General features: G+C 43.0%; 12 protein-coding genes. 6 read left to right on the top strand and 6 right to left on the bottom strand.

From position 1 onward, the window contains the following. Position 1 precedes the first annotated feature (1 nt). The 5 genes from M2133_RS05650 to M2133_RS05630 form a co-directional block, all read right to left on the bottom strand. Positions 2-2,179, bottom strand: coding sequence for a TonB-dependent receptor (locus M2133_RS05650; protein ID WP_277465027.1), 2,178 nt, complete (start codon positions 2,177-2,179; stop codon positions 2-4). A 504-nt stretch (positions 2,180-2,683) separates the two neighbouring features. Beyond that, complete coding sequence (locus tag M2133_RS05645) at positions 2,684-3,700, bottom strand: IS110 family transposase (protein ID WP_006844350.1); 1,017 nt, start codon at positions 3,698-3,700, stop codon at positions 2,684-2,686. Positions 3,701-4,098: 398 nt separating this feature from the next. After that, positions 4,099-5,607 carry an RNA-directed DNA polymerase gene (locus tag M2133_RS05640; protein ID WP_277465026.1) on the bottom strand — a complete coding sequence of 503 codons (1,509 nt, stop codon included), beginning with the start codon at positions 5,605-5,607 and terminating at the stop codon, positions 4,099-4,101. Between the two features lie 114 nt (positions 5,608-5,721). Further along, positions 5,722-6,177 carry a PH domain-containing protein gene (locus M2133_RS05635; protein ID WP_277465025.1) on the bottom strand — a complete coding sequence of 152 codons (456 nt, stop codon included), beginning with the start codon at positions 6,175-6,177 and terminating at the stop codon, positions 5,722-5,724. Continuing rightward, positions 6,174-6,554: a M23 family metallopeptidase gene (locus tag M2133_RS05630; RefSeq protein ID WP_277465023.1), complete on the bottom strand. Its 381-nt coding sequence runs from the start codon at positions 6,552-6,554 to the stop codon at positions 6,174-6,176. Before M2133_RS05630 ends, M2133_RS05635 begins: the two co-directional genes overlap by 4 nt. Before the next feature lie 33 nt (positions 6,555-6,587). Here M2133_RS05630 and M2133_RS05625 point away from each other — a divergent pair, with 33 nt between their 5' ends. After that, complete coding sequence (locus M2133_RS05625) at positions 6,588-7,520, top strand: site-specific integrase (RefSeq protein WP_277465022.1); 933 nt, start codon at positions 6,588-6,590, stop codon at positions 7,518-7,520. A 204-nt stretch (positions 7,521-7,724) separates the two neighbouring features. Continuing rightward, positions 7,725-9,035: an ATP-binding protein gene (locus M2133_RS05620; RefSeq protein WP_277465021.1), complete on the top strand. Its 1,311-nt coding sequence runs from the start codon at positions 7,725-7,727 to the stop codon at positions 9,033-9,035. Positions 9,036-9,766: 731 nt separating this feature from the next. Here M2133_RS05620 and M2133_RS05615 read toward each other — a convergent pair. Next, positions 9,767-11,266 (bottom strand): M81 family metallopeptidase, encoded by a 1,500-nt coding sequence (locus M2133_RS05615; RefSeq protein WP_346843234.1) that lies wholly within the window; start codon positions 11,264-11,266, stop codon positions 9,767-9,769. Positions 11,267-11,436: 170 nt separating this feature from the next. Here M2133_RS05615 and M2133_RS05610 point away from each other — a divergent pair, with 170 nt between their 5' ends. The 4 genes from M2133_RS05610 (at position 11,437) to M2133_RS05595 (ending at position 20,836) form a co-directional block, all read left to right on the top strand. Next, a complete protein-coding gene (locus M2133_RS05610) occupies positions 11,437-14,250 on the top strand; it encodes a two-component regulator propeller domain-containing protein (RefSeq protein WP_277465019.1) in 2,814 nt (937 codons plus the stop codon). Positions 14,251-15,048: 798 nt separating this feature from the next. Then, positions 15,049-15,564: a sigma-70 family RNA polymerase sigma factor gene (locus tag M2133_RS05605; protein WP_277465018.1), complete on the top strand. Its 516-nt coding sequence runs from the start codon at positions 15,049-15,051 to the stop codon at positions 15,562-15,564. A gap of 31 nt (positions 15,565-15,595) precedes the next feature. Next, complete coding sequence (locus M2133_RS05600) at positions 15,596-18,862, top strand: TonB-dependent receptor (protein ID WP_277465017.1); 3,267 nt, start codon at positions 15,596-15,598, stop codon at positions 18,860-18,862. Between the two features lie 30 nt (positions 18,863-18,892). Then, positions 18,893-20,836, top strand: a complete 1,944-nt coding sequence (locus M2133_RS05595) for a RagB/SusD family nutrient uptake outer membrane protein (protein ID WP_277465016.1) — start codon at positions 18,893-18,895, stop codon at positions 20,834-20,836. Positions 20,837-21,046 lie beyond the last annotated feature (210 nt).

Here is a 21,046-nt window from a genome sequence, read left to right as displayed (position 1 = left end):
TTTACAATTTAAATATTATCCCGGCATTCAGAACAAAACCGTCCAATGGTGCGTAAATATCCCGGAATTCGGGCTTAGTCATCGAACCTGTATGAATGGTGTCGAACCTTATCTGCCGTCTGTCGGTAAAGTTCTCAAAGTTAGCATATATTGAGAATCTTTCCCAAATCCGTTGCATCATTAATCCGCAGATAAGGTAATCTTTTCCCTTTTTTCCGTCATTCAAGTTTTGTTTTCCTGTATAGTAGGCTTCTAATCCGATTTTCCATTTATCTTCCACCTCATACATTAATACAGAATTGATTTTATGTTTCGGTGTAAGGGTTTTCTGATAGCTTCTGCCGTCTTCCTTAACTTTAGCATCCGTATAGGTATATCCGAGAAATAAACCAAAGTCCTTATATTTTATTTTCATATTGGTTTCAGCCCCTTTGCTGTCCACATGACCGTCTATGTTGTTAAACTGCCAACGGTTATTATCCGCAGCTTGCAGTTCAAGCGGATTTTTCAGGCAAGTATAAAAGAATAACTGGTTTATACTTAAATATACTTGGTCGTCAAACAAACCTGTTTTATAAGTGAAATCCACATTTGCCCCGTAGCTTCTTTCCAGTTTGTTATTATCATCATCTATCGGCAAGACATTCTGAAACTGTATGCGTTCGCTATCTTCCGAAAAAATGGTAGGTGCTTTATATCCGAATCCGCCACCTACACGGGATGAAAATTTATCCGTTATTTTGAAATGTGACGATATACGGGGCAGTACTGCAAAACCGTAATCGGTAACATAGTCGGTACGCAATCCGGTTTCAAGGTTCATCCAGTCCGTTATTTTCGTATTGTTTTGTACAAATAAGCCTAAAGTAGTCATATTGTAGTCTCGCAAAGGAAAATCGGTCAGTTTTCTTTCGGTAAATTTATCCGTCCATATATTTGCACCGGCTACCCATTCTGTCTTTTCTTTCGTATGTATATAGGATACTTCCGAGAAAGACGATAGCTGCTCTCCGTCAAATTTAAAATCGGGAATCTCAATCTTACGGCTGAAATAGGTTACACTGTTTTTTACATTCAATCTGTTTTGTTTATCAAAACGGTGTTCAAATGTAAGTTGGCTTGAATGCCTCTGTGTCTTGTTTCTTTCAAAATAAGAATGTTCTTCATCCCCTTTATCTTTTAAATATCCCATATCACCACCTAAACGGGTTTCTATCATGGAGTTTATACCGAAATTTAAGTCTGTATTTTCAGACAGGTATAAGAATAGTTTTGGATTCAATACAAACCTATCGAATTTTGGTATTGCTGTAAAGCCTACATCTGACGGGTCATAAGCCCAGTTACGGTTATACGATGCAAATACGGTAGTACCTACTTTATTGAATTTCTGACCGAAAAAGCTGTTTACATCAAGTCCTTTGCCTGTTGTCCCGTTCAGGTGTATTGAAAAATCCCTTTCTTTTTCAGGTGTTTTCGATATAAGGTTTACCAAACCCGCAATCGCACCGCCACCGTATAAGGTAGAAGAAGAACCTTTTATAATTTCAACCTGCTTTAAATCGAGAGGCGGTGTCTGTAATAAGCCTAATCCGCTTGCTGCACCCGAAAATACAGGAAAACCGTCTTTTAATATTTGGGTGTATCTACCGTCCAAGCCCTGAATACGGATAGATGAATTACCCGATATGGCAGATGTTTGTTGCGTCATAATACCCGTGCTTTCATTCAGAAGCATACGGATATCTCCGGGTTTCATAACCCCTTTTTCGCCTAATTCTTCGGCATTTATAAATTCAATGCGTGTAGGAATATCTTTAAAAGTACGTGTTCCCCTTGTCGAAGAAACAACTATTTCCTGCAATGTTTCTTCGTCCGCTTCAACCCTGATAACAATAACTTCATCCGAAGCCAAAGGGAATGTAAACTCTTTGATGGTTTTTTCATATCCCACATAAGTAATTTCAAACTTATGTTTTCCATCAGGAATATTGGAGAGAACCGCCAAACCTTCGGTATCGGAAGATGTACCGTTCGTTGTGTTTTGTAGCACAATATTAGCACCTATTAATATCTCTTTGCTATCACAATCTATTAATTTGACTCTAAGTGTGTTTTGTGCGAAAATATTGGAAAAGCTGAATGCTAAAAATAACATCAGTATAATTTTTGTTTTCATTTTTATTCTTCTTTTTAATCTTCAATTTGAAATGATATAGGAGTTACGATACTACAAATAATGTATTATCGCAAAAAACGCAGGGCATATTCTAAATGTCCTGTAAAATTAAAAGTTGATTTATGCTTTTGGCGGTTGCCAGATTGAAGATTTAAAATCAGGAAGATTATTTCTTAATATATATTCTGATTCGCAATCAGATGTTGAGCCTAAAGTTATAACTATTGGATTATAAAAACGAGCTTCCGGGAATCCGTAACAAGTATTACAATGTAGAAAAGGAGAACAGCAACTATTATCGGTGCAATCATCACAACTATTGCCTATATCATTGCTTATTTCAGCATATATAGATAAACATTTATCCTCTAAACAACAAGGCATTACTGATAGCAGTAATACATATATGGATAATATGAGGGATAAATATTTCATGTGGTAAAGGTAAGAAAATCATATTAACAAATAGTCAGGAATTTAATATTTTTATAATCAGACACCACGTTACTGATTGGAATATTGATTATTATAATTAAATATGTAATGATTGTCATTCTTTATTACAGCAAACATCCGAGCTACAAGCTTAGCTCTGATAGCATTTAATACCGACATTTTATTTTTGCCTTCGCCAACTTTTCTATCGTAGTACGCCCTTAATCCACTATTTTTATTTTGAATAGCAGATAAGGCAGCTAAATGAAGTAGAGATTTTATACTCTTATTTGCTCTTTGGGAAACCCGATTTTTAGAGAACTGACTACTTCCTGATGAGTAACTAAATGGCGCAACACCCGCATGACAACAAAATTTGCGACTATCGGTAAATCGCGTAAAGGCTTGTGTTTCCAATATCATTTTTAAAGAAGTCTTTTTTCCTATTCCTTCAATACTCAATAATAATTTCATCTGATGAGACAACAAAGCATCTTTTGCTGCAATACTCTCAATTTCCGCTTCAATATTAGATATTGCTTTATCCAATTCTTTAATAAGCAGGGATAATCTCTTTAACTTCAACTTATAGACATAATCAGGCATATATTCCTTTTGATCTGATAATTGAGCTTGGTATTTGGCTCTATCAACACATAGCATATTTAATTCTGTTGATAATAGCTTTATTGATTCTATACTTATTGTCGGGTGATTATATATTTTAAGTTTATCTACATAACGATACGCATACAAAGCGATTCGTTTAGCATCTACCGGATCATTTTTCCCTCGTTGTAATCCGGAACTGTATTTTATTTGGGTAGGGTCTTCTAACCAAAGTTTATAGTTTCCAACTTGACAAGAGATTGCTAAAGGATAAATATATAATCCTGTAAATTCAGCACATATTACTATTTGTTCCGCATCTATATTTTGTTCCACACAAATTATAGATAAATAGTTTTCGATACTCTTTTGATGATTTGGAATAACATCTTGTTTGACCACAGAGCCATTCTTCAACACACAACAATCCAAGTTTTTCTTACTCACATCAATTCCAATAAAATAAGAGTCTTTCATGATAAAGTGATTTAATGATTTATAATTTGGAAAGGCACTTGAATATATCCTAAAAACCTTAAATATCTTTCAGATTAAATTCTTATATAGGTCTAATCCAAGACAAATAACAAGTTCGTAATAGTAACATAAGTTATTCCTACTTTCCATGTTGATTTACTTGTTATTTTCCTTTCTTTTTAATTAATAACGTAAATCATTAAATGTTCTTGAAATTAAATGAATAAAATGAGTTCCAAATAGTAACATAGACTTTACATTTCTCTTTTTCCATATGGTTCACTCATTATAGTTTATAAAATAATTACAATGCAAACCTAAGGTTTTTCCATGAGCCGGTAACTGAGCGGGAGAAAAAGTAACAAAAAGCCTGATTGACGGGAATGATTATTTTTATTTTAATAATCAAATAATTGAAATTCTTCGGATTCGATAATTCTATCAATATCCTCAATTACTTCCTCATCGACGATTAACCCTTCTTCAATTATTTCCCGTAACTCATCATTTAGCCATTCTGAGTTCCATATATCTATTGTTTGGTCATTAACTTTCTGGCATAATAATTCTTTGTATTCTTGCTCTCTATTAATTTTGATAGTTACTCGCTGAAGCCACAACTGAATATGTCCTGTATTTGGTATTTTATCAAATTTTGCAATTATTTTACTTATAATAGCCTCTTGGTTATCGGCATCGTCTATTAAGGATAAAAGTTTGCTCAAAATGGCAGCGGCAACAGAATATGTTCTTGGGTTTTTAAACGTAATATCAACAAGGATGCTAATGAGAACAGGGATGTTTTGGTTTGTTTCTTCTATCTTCTGTATTCGATTATAAAATTTGTTCAAAGCCTTGCTTAAACTGCCTGAATTGGGATGCTTTTCCGCAAGTTCATGAATTAGAAATAAGTGTTCTTGTAAACTTTTCCCACCTCTCTTATTGAGCATCCAGTAAAGTTTGTCTGATTTTATTGAGTCTCTAATTATATTATTGGAAACCAACGTCTTTTGCACGTTTAATCTCATTCCCATTTCAATAAGAATTTCTGTTAAATGTTTCGCAATTAACTCAGCTTCTTGTGGATTGTTTGAAAAAATTCTGTAGTCATCCCTATAACGGATAATTTCATACTCATCCAAACTCTCATCGTCTAATCTTTCCGATAAAGTTAAATCCACATAACCTAAAACCATTTCAGCAATGAAATCCATTAATAGACTACCTTGTGGTATGCCATTAGTCTGACCATAAGACATTCCTTGAAGATGCTTATCAATAATGTTCCCGATTAAAGACGACTTATTTCTTTCTCTTTTTGCAATATCTTTGGTATGTAAAGCCCAAGCAACAGAATGGGTGTAAATAGAACCGTAGCAATCTGAGATATCCGTATGTAAAGTGTATTCAAATTGCAATGCTAATTCTATGGATTGTTGTTCTATTGCTTGCCACCAATGTGTTATTGTTTCTGCTTTATCTGATAATTCGCTATCGGATTCTATAGGAATACTATAACATTTTATTTTAGAATTTTCCCCAAACTCTTGAAATCGCTCCACAATGAATTTCCAATTTTCTTTTTCTGTGATTTTGTGAACAAGCGATACATATAATGCAGGATGTATTAACTGAAGTGGTCTCCAAGCGTATTTCCCGTCTTTGTTATTTAAAAATTTGTAGTTTACATCTTCAAAATCACAAGGGTACTTTTTCTTCAAATTCCCCTTATCATCTTCATGTTCCAATAGAAAATTGGACAATACTTTACCTCTAAACAAAATCGAAATTGATTTCAGCAAAGGTGCAAAAATGAAATATGGTGGTATGTCAGAGTTAAAATAACTCTCTCCTTTCAAAAAAAAATTTCTTGCTTTAATATGACTGTATCCCAATATGTTTTTCATGCAGTATTTATCTAAAAAACTAATTGTTTATTTTTCTGCAAAATTACCCATAAAAAAGCACCTGACAAAATTGCTTGACAGGTGTTTTTCAATAAGTTGGCGGAAGTCGCTTATTTACATGCGGTATAGGACAATCTGCTCATTTATCGCCCTCTTAAACCGGAACGGATTGGCAACATAATAGTAACAGTTGGTAGCACCGCCAGTCGTAACCACGATAGAACCATAGCCAAAGACACGCCCTGTAATACCTTGTACCACCTGAATACCCTCACATTTAGCAAGTACCAGTTCAACTGTCCTACGACTTATTACTCCCGTTTTGATAATCACTCGTTTGTTGGTTACGGCATAGACTGAACCAACTTTTACTAACACACGTTGTACGAGGGAAACCAATCCCAAGAACAGAAGTGTGATTCCTAAATAATGTGTTATTTTCATTTCATCAAAATAACACATAAACCCGATAGCCAATAGTATGGCAGGTTGCAGGAATAAGAATATATGTATTCGTGCCCTATACATTATTTCCTCTCCGGGCTGTAAATATGTGGTAAGAAATTTCATGCTGTTTTTTCGTTTATAATTTGTTTGCTCCATATTTCAATCAGGCAGTAGCACCATCCGGTTGGGTTCAAGTAGCGTTTCCCTTTTCGGACTTCATAATGCAAATGGCTACCAGTGACTACTCCCGTGTTTCCCACACAAGCAATTTGTGTAGCTACATTTACCGAATCCCCGATATTTACTATTGTCTTGCTCAGGTGTGCGTAAAATGAACGGAAATCTCCTGCGTGCTGAATCTCTATATAGTTCCCATACCCCGAACAATACCCCTTACGAACTACTATTCCGTTACCAGTAGCATATACAGGAGTACCTTTCGTTTTGGGTATGTCAATTCCTGTATGGAATTTCCGTATCTTAACCAGATTTACTTTCAACAGTCATTATGTGATGGGGACGTAACCCCTGAAATGATTAAAGATATTTATACCGGAATTGCTTACAGTAAGCGGTATCTAATTTCCTATTTCTCCATTCACAACGAGAATTTTCGTAAACAGGTAAATATCACCCGTTCACAAGCTACTTATCAGAAATATGAAGCCATCCGGAAACACTTGGTTGACTTCTTGCAATCGACGAAAGGAATAGAAGATATCCCTTTATACAAAGTAAACCACCAGTTTATCTGTGAATTTGAAATTTATCTAAGAACAGTTTCCGGCTGCAATCACAACAGTACAGCTAAGTTCATGCAACTTTTTAAGCGGATTATCATATTGGCACTAAAGAATGGTATTATCAAGAATGACCCGTTTCAGGAATACCAAATCAAGCTAAAACAAACCAATCGCACATTTCTTACAATGGATGAAGTAAAATCTATCATGAAGCAAGAACTTCCCTATGAGCGGTTGGAACTTGTCAGGGATTTATTTCTTTTTGCGATTTTTACGGGCATTGCTTTCGTGGACGTGAAGAATTTAAGAAAAAAACATCTGCATACAGCCGTTGATGGCCATCAGTGGATTAGGATTGAAAGGTGGAAGACCAAAGAAATGAGTAATATCCGGCTTTTTGATATTCCTACCAAACTGATTGAAAAGTACAGTGATTCAAAAAGGGAGACATTGTTCCCGATGTTAAGCAATCAGAAAGTAAATCAATACCTGAAAGAAATTGCCGAAACCTGTGGGATTAAGAAGCGAGTTACATACCATTGCGGGCGGCACACAATGGCTACGACTATTGCTTTATCTAATGGTATGCCGATGGAAAGCCTTGCTAAATTATTAGGACATAAGAATGTGCGAACAACACAGCTCTATGCTCGAATTACGGATACAAAGCTTAATGCTGATATGGAATCGTTGGAGGAAAAGTTGGCAGATTTTCAGTTGTAAGCACGAAATAAACTATTCGTCTATACTCACAAAAGTTAAATAAAATAGCATGAATGCTTCAAGCTACAAATCCTCTTATCTATATTTTAATGGTGATTATTTTAATCATCATTAAAATAACCTAATATACATAGTGACGGATTGAGATATTCTTCTTATTTTTGTAACCGCCATTAAGATAATGTACATTAAATAGCATGAGATATGAAGTTTTATAACAGAACAGCAGAATTAGAGATATTAGCCCGTACATTGGAGCAATCGAAGAGGAGTTCCTGTTTTACGGTTATGGTTGGTCGCCGTCGTATCGGCAAGACCTCCCTTTTACTTGAATCTGTAAAGGGACAGAAGTATCTTTATCTGTTTGTCTCCCGCAAGAGCGAACCACTTCTTTGCGAGCAGTTTCAAAAAGATGCGGCAGATGCTTTAGACTTACAGATTTTTGGCACTATTACCCGATTCAAAGATATTTTTGAGCAGTTGTTGATTTTTGCCACAAAGGAACATTATACGCTTATCATTGATGAATTTCAAGAGTTTGATAATGTAAATTCGTCCATATTCAGCGATGTTCAGAATCTTTGGGATCAGTACAAGGATAAGACTAAGATCAACTTTATTGCTTCCGGTTCTATCTATTCGATGATGATGAAGATTTTTGAGAACAGGAAAGAACCGTTATTCGGGCGACTTACTTCAAAAATAACACTGCAACCTTTCGCTGTTAGCGTAATAAAAGAAATCCTGAACGATTATAATCCAAAATATAAATCGGAAGATCTTCTGTGTCTCTATATGCTGACGGGTGGCGTTCCCAAGTATATTGACCTTCTTATGGAAGCCGGAGCGATAACAAAGAATAAGATACTGGATATGGTTACACGTCCTGATTCTCCCTTTATCGGAGAAGGCAAAGAATTGCTTATCTCTGAGTTTGGAAAAGAGTATGGAACCTATTTTTCTATCCTACAGCTAATCGCTTCCGGGAAAACGACCCAAAGTGAAATAGATTCCATCATCGGAAAGAATACCGGGGCGTATCTGGTCAATTTGGAGAAAGAATATTCCCTTATCACAAAGAACAAGCCTATGTTCTCGAAGCCGGAAAGCCGAAAAGCTCGTTGGAGTTTGAATGACAACTACCTTCGTTTTTGGTTTCGATTCATTTATCCGAATCAGTCATTGATTGAAATGGGAAAATATGACTTGCTTCGTGAGTTTATTGACAAGAACTATGAGCAATATAGCGGTTTCATTCTGGAAAAATACTTTCGGGCTAAAATGGCGGAAGAGGAGAGGATAACCGCTATCGGTAGCTATTGGGACAATAAAGGCGAAAATGAGATAGACCTGATTGCCTTGAATGATTTGGATAAAACGGCTATTGTTGCCGAGGTAAAGCGTAACCCGAAGAAAATTGATATAGCTTTGCTTCAAACGAAAGCCGATTCAATCAAAAAAGAACTTGCAAAATATAAGATTGAATTAAGGGGCTTATCTATGAATGATATGTAAAGCCCAGTGCAAGGTGCAGCCTATTTATATATAGGCTGCACCTTGCACTGGAGAACGACTTGATATTCAATTAATTTTTGTAAGATTCAAAAAGTTCGTATATTTGAACCTGAAAGCTGATATGAAGCTTGTGGACAGGAAAAGACAGTCGAAAGTCAAGACTGGACAGAAATCAGTTACTAAATAGTTACTAAAGAAAAGGCGAAGTAGCCTTAACCTCGTATCATACAGGACAATTGGAATTTATCGTTCCGTTCCCTCTCTCTCCGCTGGAAAGAAAAGCCAAAAGGCGACAAAAAACAGACAAGTCCTACAATATCAGCATATTGTGGGACTTTTTTTATTGTCTTTGGCTGACCAAAACGCCATAAAATAGCCCCCAAAAGACAGAGTTCAGTAACCTAATCGTAACCTGAGCCTGTTTTAAAATCTCAGGTTACGAATTGTCCTGAATTGACCAGTTGTTGTCCCTCTTTGTCTGGTCTGTAATAATCTCATTTACAAGTGATAGAATTAATTTTGTAACATTAAAAAATGAGGTTATGAAGAGTACATTTAAAGTCCTTTTTTACTTAAAAAGAAGTAGTATTAGACCCAATTGTAACAGTCTTTATTTATGCGTAAACAAAATACCGGTACTTTGTGAACAAAATACCGGTACTTTGCAAACAAAATACCGGTACTTTGTCGACAAAATACCGGTACTTTGTAAATATATGAAAAACAGTTCGTTATCTTCCGTATATATCCTTGGTCGAAGGAACGAAGATGACATTGAGTTCCGGGTCGGGCATGTCCGGGTCTAACGGGAACATGGGGCGGACAATGTTTTTATACGGGAGCGTCTTGAAATCCTGGTCGACACCTCCGCGGGTTTGCGCCATGACCCAATCGGCCTGCATATTGTACCATTGGTTCACCAGGTAGCCTTGTTTGACCATCACAATATCCATCTTTTTGGGATCGACACCGGTATGGGTCAGGTTGGGCGTAGGAGAGGAGGTCCCTACCACGACGTATACACTTCCCGTTTTGATAATGGCGATATCCGGGTTTCTCCGTCCGCCCTGGTTTTGTTCTTGTTGAGAAACAGGGCTGACATAGACCACCGTGCCCGACAACCAGACCGGCGGTTCGTAGGAGTTGTCCACCATTGCGCCTACATACGCTTCGGCATGACCACCCACACCGGCTTTGCGCGCGGCTTCTACCATCTCACTGCCCGGGATAGAGCAGTAGAGCAGGCTCTTGCCGTTGGGCGATTGCAGCTCCGGACGTTTGAGTACCCGTGCCAGGGTCCAGGTCACTTCGCCTGATCCGCCGCCACCGGGGTTATCGCCCATGTCGCTGATAAAGAACGGCTTCTTTTTGCTGGCAATCGCCAGGTCGAGGCATTTCTCGAGCGGATAACCGGGTGCTTCGAGGCTGAACTGGCGGCGTACGTCCCAGAACTTCTGGGCGAGCTTTTTCGCACCGGCTTCTACCTCTGCCTTGTCGTCGCCTACGACGATCACATTCCCCTGGTTGCGCCGGTTGTCTCCCCACACATAACCAATCCAGATCCCTGCGTCGATCACACCGGGCATGGCTTCCACCTCGGGCACCAGAGCATAGAGTGATTTGGCCGGCTCGACACGCGTGCTCGACCATTCGCCCGAGAGCAATACCGGAACGGCAACCCAGGCTTTATACGCCGGGCGTCCCTTACCGGAAGCGAGGCGGTCCAATAGGTTCACCACACCGCGGCGATGCGACTCCCGACTATCATCGTGGGGCGCTTTGCGGTAGGTGGTGATCAGGTCGGAGTGGAGGGCTACTTGCCAGGAAGCGTTCCCGTGCAGGTCCATCGTGGTGGTGGTCAAGACATCGTTGCCGATCAACCGGCGGATCCTTGCCATAAACTCACCTTCCGGATCTTCCACGCCTTCCACGCTACAGGCACCGTGCATATAGAACCAGAAAGCATCATAAGGCATATTTTTTTCGATTATTTTCAGCGTGCTGTCAACAAACGCTTCGTAGGACTCGCGGGTGACCGGTCCACGGCCACTTCCGCCACCCATCAATGCCGGAAACCATTCCGCCGCCTGACCCATGGCAGAGTCCGGGCTCAGGTAGTTCGGCAGCGTAAGCGTCCGGGCAGCCAACGCTTGGCGGTTGGGCATAAACACACTGTTTTCAATCTGTATACCGGCGATGCCGATACGTGGCTTTTGTTGGGCGTTCAACATAAAGACCGCTCCCCAAGCCAGGATGAGAGCGATAAAGTAAAATCGTATTTTCATAACTTAAATCAAAAATTGAATTATGAGGTAAAGGTACGACTAAATTATGAAGTCCATACTATTGGCAGTTTGATAAAAATACCTACTTTTGGTAGCTGTGCCATAGAATTTGATACATGAAGAATCGATTTCTGTATACATATATATTGATTTTCTTCCCTTTAATTTGTTTCGCATCCGGACAATCCTATACGTTCCGGGGGGTTACAATGGCTGATGGGTTATCCGACCTGTTGGTGAATGTCATTTATAAAGATTCGGAAGGTTTTATCTGGTTGGGTACCGATAACAGCCTGGACCGCTTCGATGGTGTGTCGATCCGGCATTTTCCGTTCGAAGGGGCAGAAGTCAAAAAGAAGAGAGTCAATGTCATCACCGAAGACGCCGCGCGCAATCTCTGGATCGGCAATCCTATGGGCTTATGGCGATTGGAGCAGGGCAGGATCGGCTTGCAACGCATGTATCCGGAAACCCTCGATTCGCCGGTGTTCAGCCTCTATGTTATGGGTGAAACCTTGTACATCGGAACGGCAAAAGGACTGTTCAGCCTGAAAGACGACGAACTGAAACAAACGTATCCGGATCAAAACCTTTTGTCGCCCACAAACCGGATCAAAGGCATGACGGCAGATGAATCGGGCAGTCTCTGGCTGGCCACGGCTGCCGGTTTATGTTGTTATAATCCGGCGGACGATTCTTTCCAACAGTATCACCCGGCTTCAGGCCTTGAAGGTGAAAATGCGTTTCGCCATATCACCCGCATTGGGCAGACGCTCTATTTGGGAACGGAGAACCAGGGTATTTTCTCATTCGACGTGCCAACCGCTCGTTTCTCCCGATTTGTCGATGTCGGCAGCCAAATCATTTCTTCTTTGTCGAGTGATGGAGAAGACCGTATCTATGTCGGCACGGATGGATATGGGGTGCATTTCTTATCCCATCGCGAAAAGAAGATCACCCATTCTTTCCTTTCCAATATCAACGATCGCACGACGATCCGTTCCAATTCCGTTTATTCGCTTCTGGTGGATAAAGAAGGCATAGTCTGGATCGGTTACTATCAGGCCGGATTCGATTATAGCTTGTATCAGAATGACTTATTCCATACCTATACTGTTCCTTCCGTCTTCGACTCGAAGAACCGGACGGTCCGCTCTTTCTTTATTCATGGACAGGAAAAACTGATCGGCACGCGCGACGGCTTGTATTATATCAATGAAGAAACGAAGTCGCAGAAAGTGTTTCGCATGCCTGAGTTGCGCTCCAACCTGATCTTCTCTATACATTATTATAGAGGGAAGTTCTACATCGGCACGTACGGCGGCGGACTCTCTATCGTCGATGCACAAACCCTGCGGGTGAGTCCTTTCGAAGGAAGCGACGATATCACATTCCGCAACGGGCATATCTTCTGCCTGAAGCAAGACGCGCAGGATAATCTCTGGATCGGTACGTCGAACGGTGTTTATTGTTATAATGGCTATACCGATAGCATGCGCCATTATAATCACACCAGCTCCCAGATGCCGGAGGGAAATACGTATGATATCTTCTTCGATTCGACCGGTAAGGGCTGGATTTGTACGGATAACGGCTTGTCGATCTACGACCCTTCCACCCAGAGTATGCGTTCGAATATATTCCCCGAAGGATTCTTTCACCGCGAAAAGATCCGTACCGTCTTTGAAGACAGCCGGAAAAAACTTTATTTCCTGCCGGACAGGGGAGGATTATTGACGTCGGACCTTTCCATGCGCCAGTATGAAACGATCCCTATCCATCCGATCCTTCACGGCAATGCCTACACGACCATCCTGGAAGACGATGAAGGCTGGATCTGGCTGGGCAGCGACGACGGAATGATTCGCCAGAAAGAAGGGGAGAAGAAGTATTATACCTTCAACTTCACCGACGGCATCCCGGATCCGACTTTTATGTATCCTTCGTATAAAGATGATCAGGGCATCCTGTGGTTTAGCAATAACAAAGGACTGTTATCGGTCGATCCTTCGCAGGTGGACCGTGTCAAAAGAGATCCTTATAAAATCGTGATGACCGAGATCCGTTTGAAAGGCGTGGCTCTCTCTGAGGAGATGTTGCAGGAAGCGCGCCGGAACGACCTGTTGCGCCTGCGCAAGGAAGAGAATAATATCGGATTTAGCTTTGTGAATCTCTCGTATACCGATCCGGTCACCACGGTTTATTCCTATAAACTGGAAGGCAAAGACGACGACTGGTCATTATTGACCGGAGGCAATGCCGTGAATTATTACGACCTCCGTCCCGGCAAGTATAGTTTTCGGGTGCGTATCCCCGGGAATGAATATTCGGAAAGGGTTATCCATCTGGAGGTCGGTTCCTGGCTGACAGCAAACGGGAAATGGCTGGCCGGTATCGTATGTTTTTTGATTGCATTGGGCTTGTCGGGCGGGTACTACTTCAAACGACGGAAGACATCCGTTGCCAAAGAAAAGGAAATGGATACCGACCTTACGGAAGAGATTCATACGGAAGAATCACCTGTCGAACAGGAAAAGTATAAGATGAATAAGTTGAATGAAAAAGAGTGCAAAGCGTTACATAAGAAACTGAAAGCCTATATGGAAGCAGAGCGCCCTTATCGTAACCCGGACTTAAAGATTGCCGATCTGGCCCGTGCCCTCGAATCCTCATCGACCTCTCTTTCGTATTTGTTCAACCAATACCTGAATCAATCGTATTATGATTTTATCAACCATTACCGTATCGAAGCCTTTAAGGTCCTGGTGAATGATCCCCAATACACCCGCTATACCCTGACCGCTATGGCTTCACTCTGCGGTTTCAGCTCCCGCGCTTCTTTCTTCCGTTCCTTTAAAAAAGCAACCGGCATCACCCCCAACGAATACATCCATAGCCTCGGCCGGGAACCGGAGGAGGCAGAGAGTTAAAGGGGGGGCATTTTCAAATAGATTGAGAAGTGAAGATTTGCGGACAACCGGAACGGTTGTAATCTTGGTAGCCCGTTGCTTTAGCATCGGGTTAAAACGGATACATTCTTCACACGGGCGTGCTGAAGGTACGCCATTGAATACCAGTCGCGTACCTTCGGCACGCGTTGCGCAACAATCACTCATCCTAAACCCGAAGCTAAAGCAACGGGCTACCAAGATGATGTCCCTTCGGGACCACGGGAAAATCTTCAACTTTTCTCCATTCCCCCCTTCCAAATAAAACACCGGTGTTTTGTCGACAAAAGCGCAATGTTTTGTTTACCAAAGTGCAATGTTTTGTCGACAAAAGTGCGGTGTTTTGTCGACTAAAGTGCGGTGTTTTTTTACCCTTGATTTAAGAAGAGTGCAAGAGGCAGTAAATCAATCTCTTATAAAGAGTAATTATTTGTTGATAACTATCAACAGATTTGTTGATAATTATCAACAGATCTGTTGACAATTGTCAACAAATGTGTTGACGGTTATCAACAAACAAATACTCCCCCCAAAAAGAAGAGATAGCCTAGTGACTGTTTCCGCCTCCCCCTTTATGAGGGCTTTTTTTAGTCTCAAATAATTATTAGCGACTCTTTGATTATGGCTTGTTATTGATTGATATATAATGTTTTAAATGTTGAATATGTCTTGAATAATGCAGTGAGATGTATTGCCGACACTTTTGTCTTGTCTTGTGTTTTCCGGCTTATATATTTGCATTCGGATAGTCTCCTGAAAAACATGGAAAACACGTGCGTTATGAGAAACACAACAAGTCAAACGGACAACCTAATTGCGTGGGCATATCATGAATATTATGCCCGTATTCAACAGTACATCGCCTACCGCATCAACCATAAATACGATGCGGAAGACCTGGCACAGGATGTTTTCGTGCGCCTGCTCGATTACAAACCCATGCTGCGTCCGCAGACGGTGAAGTATTTTATTTATACGATCGCGCGTAATATCGTGACTGATTATATCCGCCGCTACTACAAACGGCAGGAGATCGACAGTTTCCTCTACGACACGCTTCCGACCGTCAGCCACGAAACGGAAGAAAAGATCCAGGCCGATAATATCGCCGAACTGGAACACCTGAAGGTACAGACATTCCCGGCACAACGGCGGACGGTTTATACCTTAAACCGCTATGCCGAACAGTCGGTGCCAGAGATTGCCGAGCAACTGAATCTGAGTCGCCGCACGGTAGAGAATCATCTTTTTCTCGGGAGGAAAGAGGTCCGTACGTATATGAAAGAAATTATTTGATCATTTATTAATCATAAAACAACCACAAAGTATGAGATTGAAGAAAAAACTAAAAGTAAAACAAGTGAATGCAGCGGCGCATCCCGCATTAGGCAAGGAGCGCAGCATCTTTTCACGTATGGTGTTGATCGCCATTTGCCTATTTTCCGTATCCGTGGCTTTTGCACAGTCGAGTAGGGTATCAGGTGTGGTGAAAGACCAGACCGGAGAGCCTGTTATTGGTGCGAATGTACAGGTCAAAGGAACAACAACCGGCTCGATCACCGATGTCGACGGTCAGTTTGCTTTTGACGCTCCGCAGCGGGGCACTTTGGTTGTGTCTTATATCGGATATAAAACACAGGAGGTGGCATTGGGCTCGACCCGCACCTTTAATATTGTATTGTCGGAAGACTCGGAAATGCTCGAAGAAGTGGTGGTTGTAGGGTTCGGTACCCAGAAGAAAGCCACACTTACCGGTGCCGTTGCGCAGGTAAGAGGAGAGGATGTGTTAAGAGGAAAAGCAACGACCAGTGTGGCGGCTGCTCTTCAGGGAGAGATTCCCGGTCTGACCATTACGCGTACCTCTTCCCGTCCGGGTAATGAAGGCATCAATATCACCTTGCGTGGGGGTATCTCGGTGAACGAAACCGACCCGATGATCTTGATCGACGGCGTTGAAGCGTATAAATGGGAGCTTTCGCAGATCAACCCGAACGATGTGGAAAGCATCTCCGTATTGAAAGATGCCGCCGCGGCGATTTACGGTACAAAAGCCGGTGCAGGGGTTATCCTGGTGACTACCAAACGCGGTAAAGCGGGTAAAACCAGTGTGACTTATTCGGGCAGCGTGCATGCGAATGTGATTGGCAAGCGTTTCCCGGTTGCCGATGGGGTGACCTGGGCGCAGATGTTAGTGCATGCCACAGAGAACGACGCGAAAGCCGACAACGGTAACTTCTCCTGGTGGATGTGGCCCGAAGATGCATGGCGTACCTTGGCCGCAGGCGATGGCTTCGAAGGAGTTGTCGGTGGAAAATGGCGTAAATTGGATCCGTATAGCGACCAGTTCGATGCCGTTTACGGTAATACCTGGGGACAATCACACAATGTTTCGATCAACAGTGGTAGCGAAAACGTGAAGGTATTGACTTCTTTGGGTTATGCCAACGACCGTTCACTGGTTGATATCGTCTATGATGGACAGAAGAAGTATAACTTCCGTACGAATGTCGACTATAATATCGGTAAATATGTAAAAACAGAATTCAACATCTCTTACGACAAACGGAATGTAAGCACACCACAACAGGGTGTAGGTCATGGGATTCAGGACTTCTACGTATTTCCTTTGTACAATCCTTACGGACAGTTCTACGATACGTTCGGTAACAATAACCTGGTGGCCAAGCTGAAAGAAGGTGGACGCCGGAACGATACGGAAGAAATCTTGCGTATGGGTGGTAAGATTACCGTCGACCTGGGTATGCTGACCAAGGGTTTATCTGTTTCTGCCAATGCCAATGTCCGCATGCGTAAACACATGCTGGTCGAGCGCCAGAGACGCGTAACGATGTACGACTGGTCGGGTGAGACCAAAACGGAAAGCGGTAACCCGGACTATAGCCTGGGTACGGGATACGTGAACTCGCAGACCGGCGACAACGACCGCTGGGTGAAGAATACCTACGAAGATGTATTGTTCCAGACGTATGGTGGTTTCGTAAACTACAACCGTGAGTTCTTCGGACATAACATCGGTTTTATGGGAGGTATCACTGCCGAGAAGAATACATATAAGAAAATGTATCAGTTCCGTAAAGGAATGACAGTCGACGAACTGGATGATATCAACCTGGGGAATGCCACAACAGCAGAAGCGACAGGGGGAAGCAACGAAGTAGGTATGGTTTCTTACCTGGGTCGTTTGAACTACGATTACAAAGGCACTTATCTCTTGGAAGGTCTTTTCCGTCGTGACGGTTCTTCCCGTTTCGACAAGAACAACCGCTGGGCTAACTTCGCCGGCGTATCGGGTGGTATCCGTTTCTCGGAATTAGATTTTGTAAAGGCATGGAATATCTTCGACAACCTGAAGTTGCGTGCTTCTTATGGTGAAACCGGTTCGCAGACAGGTATCGGAAATTACGACTACATCTCCAGTATCAGCACAGGAACGACCGTATTCGGATATAACGGAACGAAAACCAATACCTCATGGATCAGCGCGATGACGTCGACCAACAGAACCTGGGAACGGGTGGCGACAACGAATATCGGATTGGACTTTGGCTTCCTGCAAAACCGGTTGAACGGTTCTTTCGAATACTTTATCCGTGAGAATAAAGGCATGTTGATCTCTATGACTTATCCGCAGACATTAGGTGCCAACGCGCCCAAGACCAATAATGGTAACTTCCGCGCCAACGGTTGGGAGTTGCAGTTGAACTGGAACGATAAGATTGGCGACGACTTCAATTATCGTGTCGGATTCTCTTTGGCGGATGCCCGCACCGAGGTGACGGAATACGCAGGAGCGGTAGCTATCGGCGTCGGATTGAACAACAAGGTGATTAGCCCTAATGCCACCGGATCCTTTATCGAAGGCAAACCGCTGAACGCACTCTATGTTTATAAGACCAGCGGTTATATGCAAAACCAGGCTGAAGTAGACGCTTACTACCAGACCGTTAACGGTTCGGGCACATTAGCTCCTGTAGCCGGAACTGCTAACCAGTTGACACCGGGTAGCGTGAAGAAAGTCGATTTGAATGGCGACGGAGCGATCACGACAGAAGACCTTTATTATTATGGTGATGCGAATCCGCACTACACTTTCGGACTCAATCTGGGTGCAAGTTATAAAGGCTTTGATTTCTCTATGTTTATTCAGGGAGTCGGACAACAATACCTCGTTCGTGAAGCACAGATGTCTTCGCCCTGGTTCAGCGGTTGGACCAACCAGAATGCTACCTTCTGGGGAAATACCTGGACGGAAGAACATACGAATGCCCGCTACCCGATCATGTCGCGTAACGGTGCCCGTAACAACTGGAACTACAAATGGTATAACGATATCAACGTGAGCAAGATTTGGTATGCACGCGCCAAGAATATCGTCGTAGGCTATACATTGCCGAAGGCGATGACCCGCAAAGCTTTTGTTGAGAACCTTCGCCTCTATGTATCGGCGGATAACCTCTTTGAAATCTCGAACGTGAAAGACGGTTTCGACCCCGAACACAAAGCGGCGACCGGACAAGGAAACGTAGATGTGTATTCCCGTACGCTTTCTTTCGGTATCGATTTGACATTCTAATAGTATAAACCTTCATTAAAGATTAAATATATGAAAACGAGTAAACTATATATTTCTCTTTGTCTGGGAGCTGCATTACTGAGCGGTTGCGACAGTTTCCTGGATCTGGAACCACTGGATTCGCAGACAGAGACTATTTATTTCAAAGACCCGGAACACTTCGTACAGGCAGCAAACAACCTGCATGCCAATGTCTATGGATGGCAGGCGAATGGTGGCCTGGCCGGTGCGAACAATACGTACGCGTTGATCTTTGACTATGGCTCCGACCTGGTAGGTGCGGGCAGTGAACTCCTGAGCGGAACCAATTCGGCTCCGACAACCGATGTCTATTGGCAACAGATGTACCAATGGCTGCGTCCCGTAAACGAGGTAATCGCCAAAGCTGCCGAGTATAATGAACCGGATAAGATTGCCGGTCCCGTCGGTCAGGCTTATTTCTTCCGGGCATGGCATCATTTTATGTTGCTTAAACGTTTTGGTGGCGTTCCCATTGCCAATGAAGTGACGACGGCTGAGTCGGATATCGTTTGGGGACCACGCGCTTCACGCTATGAAGTCATCAAACAGATTGTAGACGACCTGGATGTGGCCATCGCTAAACTGGCGGGCACTACTGTGGCTAAGACGAATAACGATGGTCATGTAACCGTGGAAGCAGCTAAGGCCTTTAAGGCGCGTGTTTGCCTTTTTGCCGGCACATGGGATAAGTATGTGGGCACGAAGACCGACGGTGACGGATCTGCCAGCGGTGCGGGAACGAACAAACCGGCGGGATACCCTTCGCCGAATGAGTTCCTGACCCTGGCAAAGAACTTGTCGAAAGAAGTGATCGATTCGGGCGAATTCGAACTCTGGATGGGTGTAGAAGATGTCAGCGGAGGCGCGGTGGTTAACCCCGAGATGTATGCGTACAACAGCTATTATTATCTGTTCAACCTCGAAGGAAGCGATTCGAACCCGGCAGGCATGAGCAAATCATCCAACAAAGAAGCCGTATACCGCAGTGTGTTCGATGCCACCAACCGCCGGGGCAATATGAACCTGACGCACTCCTGGCCGGCAGGTATGACCCGCAAGCTGGCCGATATGTATCTTTGCAGCGATGGTCTGCCTATTCACCTTTCTCCGCTGTTCAAAGGTTTTAACGAGATGAACGCCGAACTGGAAAACCGCGATTACCGGATGACCGCCATGGTAACCAAAACGATGGATTACGCCTGGGGCTGGGGAATGTATGGCACCGGTGCGCGTTATGGTGTCGATATCTATACGCTTGCTGCCGGAACCTACCAGGCTGTTCCCGATCTGCGTAACGGTGGCGGCGGTATGGGCGGACGCAAGTTCCGTAGCGAAGGTACTTATGTGACCGCTGCCGGAATGGAGTCGGCCGACTATATGCAGATCCGCTTTGCGGAAGTCTTGTTGATCTATGCCGAAGCCACCTGTGAATTGGGTGAAGGGCAGATCTCGGATAGCGACCTGGATTATTCCATCAACAAAGTGCGTGCCCGTGGTGGGGTAGCTCCGTTGAATGCGGCACTGATTGCGAAAGCACAAGCGTTGGGAGGGAAGCTGACCTTCCTGGGTGAGATCCGTCGCGAACGGGCAACCGAACTCTATGGCGAAGGCCATCGCTTGAGCGACCTCTGCCGTTGGGGCATTGCCGAAGCGGAACTCGCCGGTCAGCCGCGTTGCGGAACGTATGTTTCCTATAACGGACAACCGACTTTCCTGCAATCTCTGATCAGCCCGGTTGACGATAAACCCGTCTATAATCCGGAAGCCTATGTAGGGAAGATCACCACTTCGGATATCGCTTATACCTATGAGGGATTGACTCCGGTCAAAGCCGGTGCGGTGATTATCGAACAGGCCAATAACCGCCTCTTCTCCCAAAAGAACTATCTGCAACCGATCCCAACCGATCAGATCAAATTAAACCCGAACTTAAAACAGAATCCGGGTTGGTAAGCTGCTTTTTTATCTATATCATTGGAATGACAGAACTTTGCCAAGGCGGTGGCAAAACTTTGCCAAGGCGGTGGCAAAGCTTTGCCATGGCGGAGGCAAAACTTTGCCACGCCGGGAAAATTGAACACTCAGGGAATATATCGAGTAGTCTATTGGGTGAATCCGGGTATTGATTCGTATCTTTATAAGCCGGGGATATCATCGGCTTTA

Origin of the sequence: Parabacteroides sp. PF5-6 (genome assembly GCF_029504695.1) — a bacterium.
In the GTDB taxonomy this organism is placed as follows: Bacteria; Bacteroidota; Bacteroidia; order Bacteroidales; family Tannerellaceae; genus QVMG01.
Note: the sequence above shows the minus strand (reverse complement) of the source record. Positions and strands in the feature narration are given on the sequence as shown.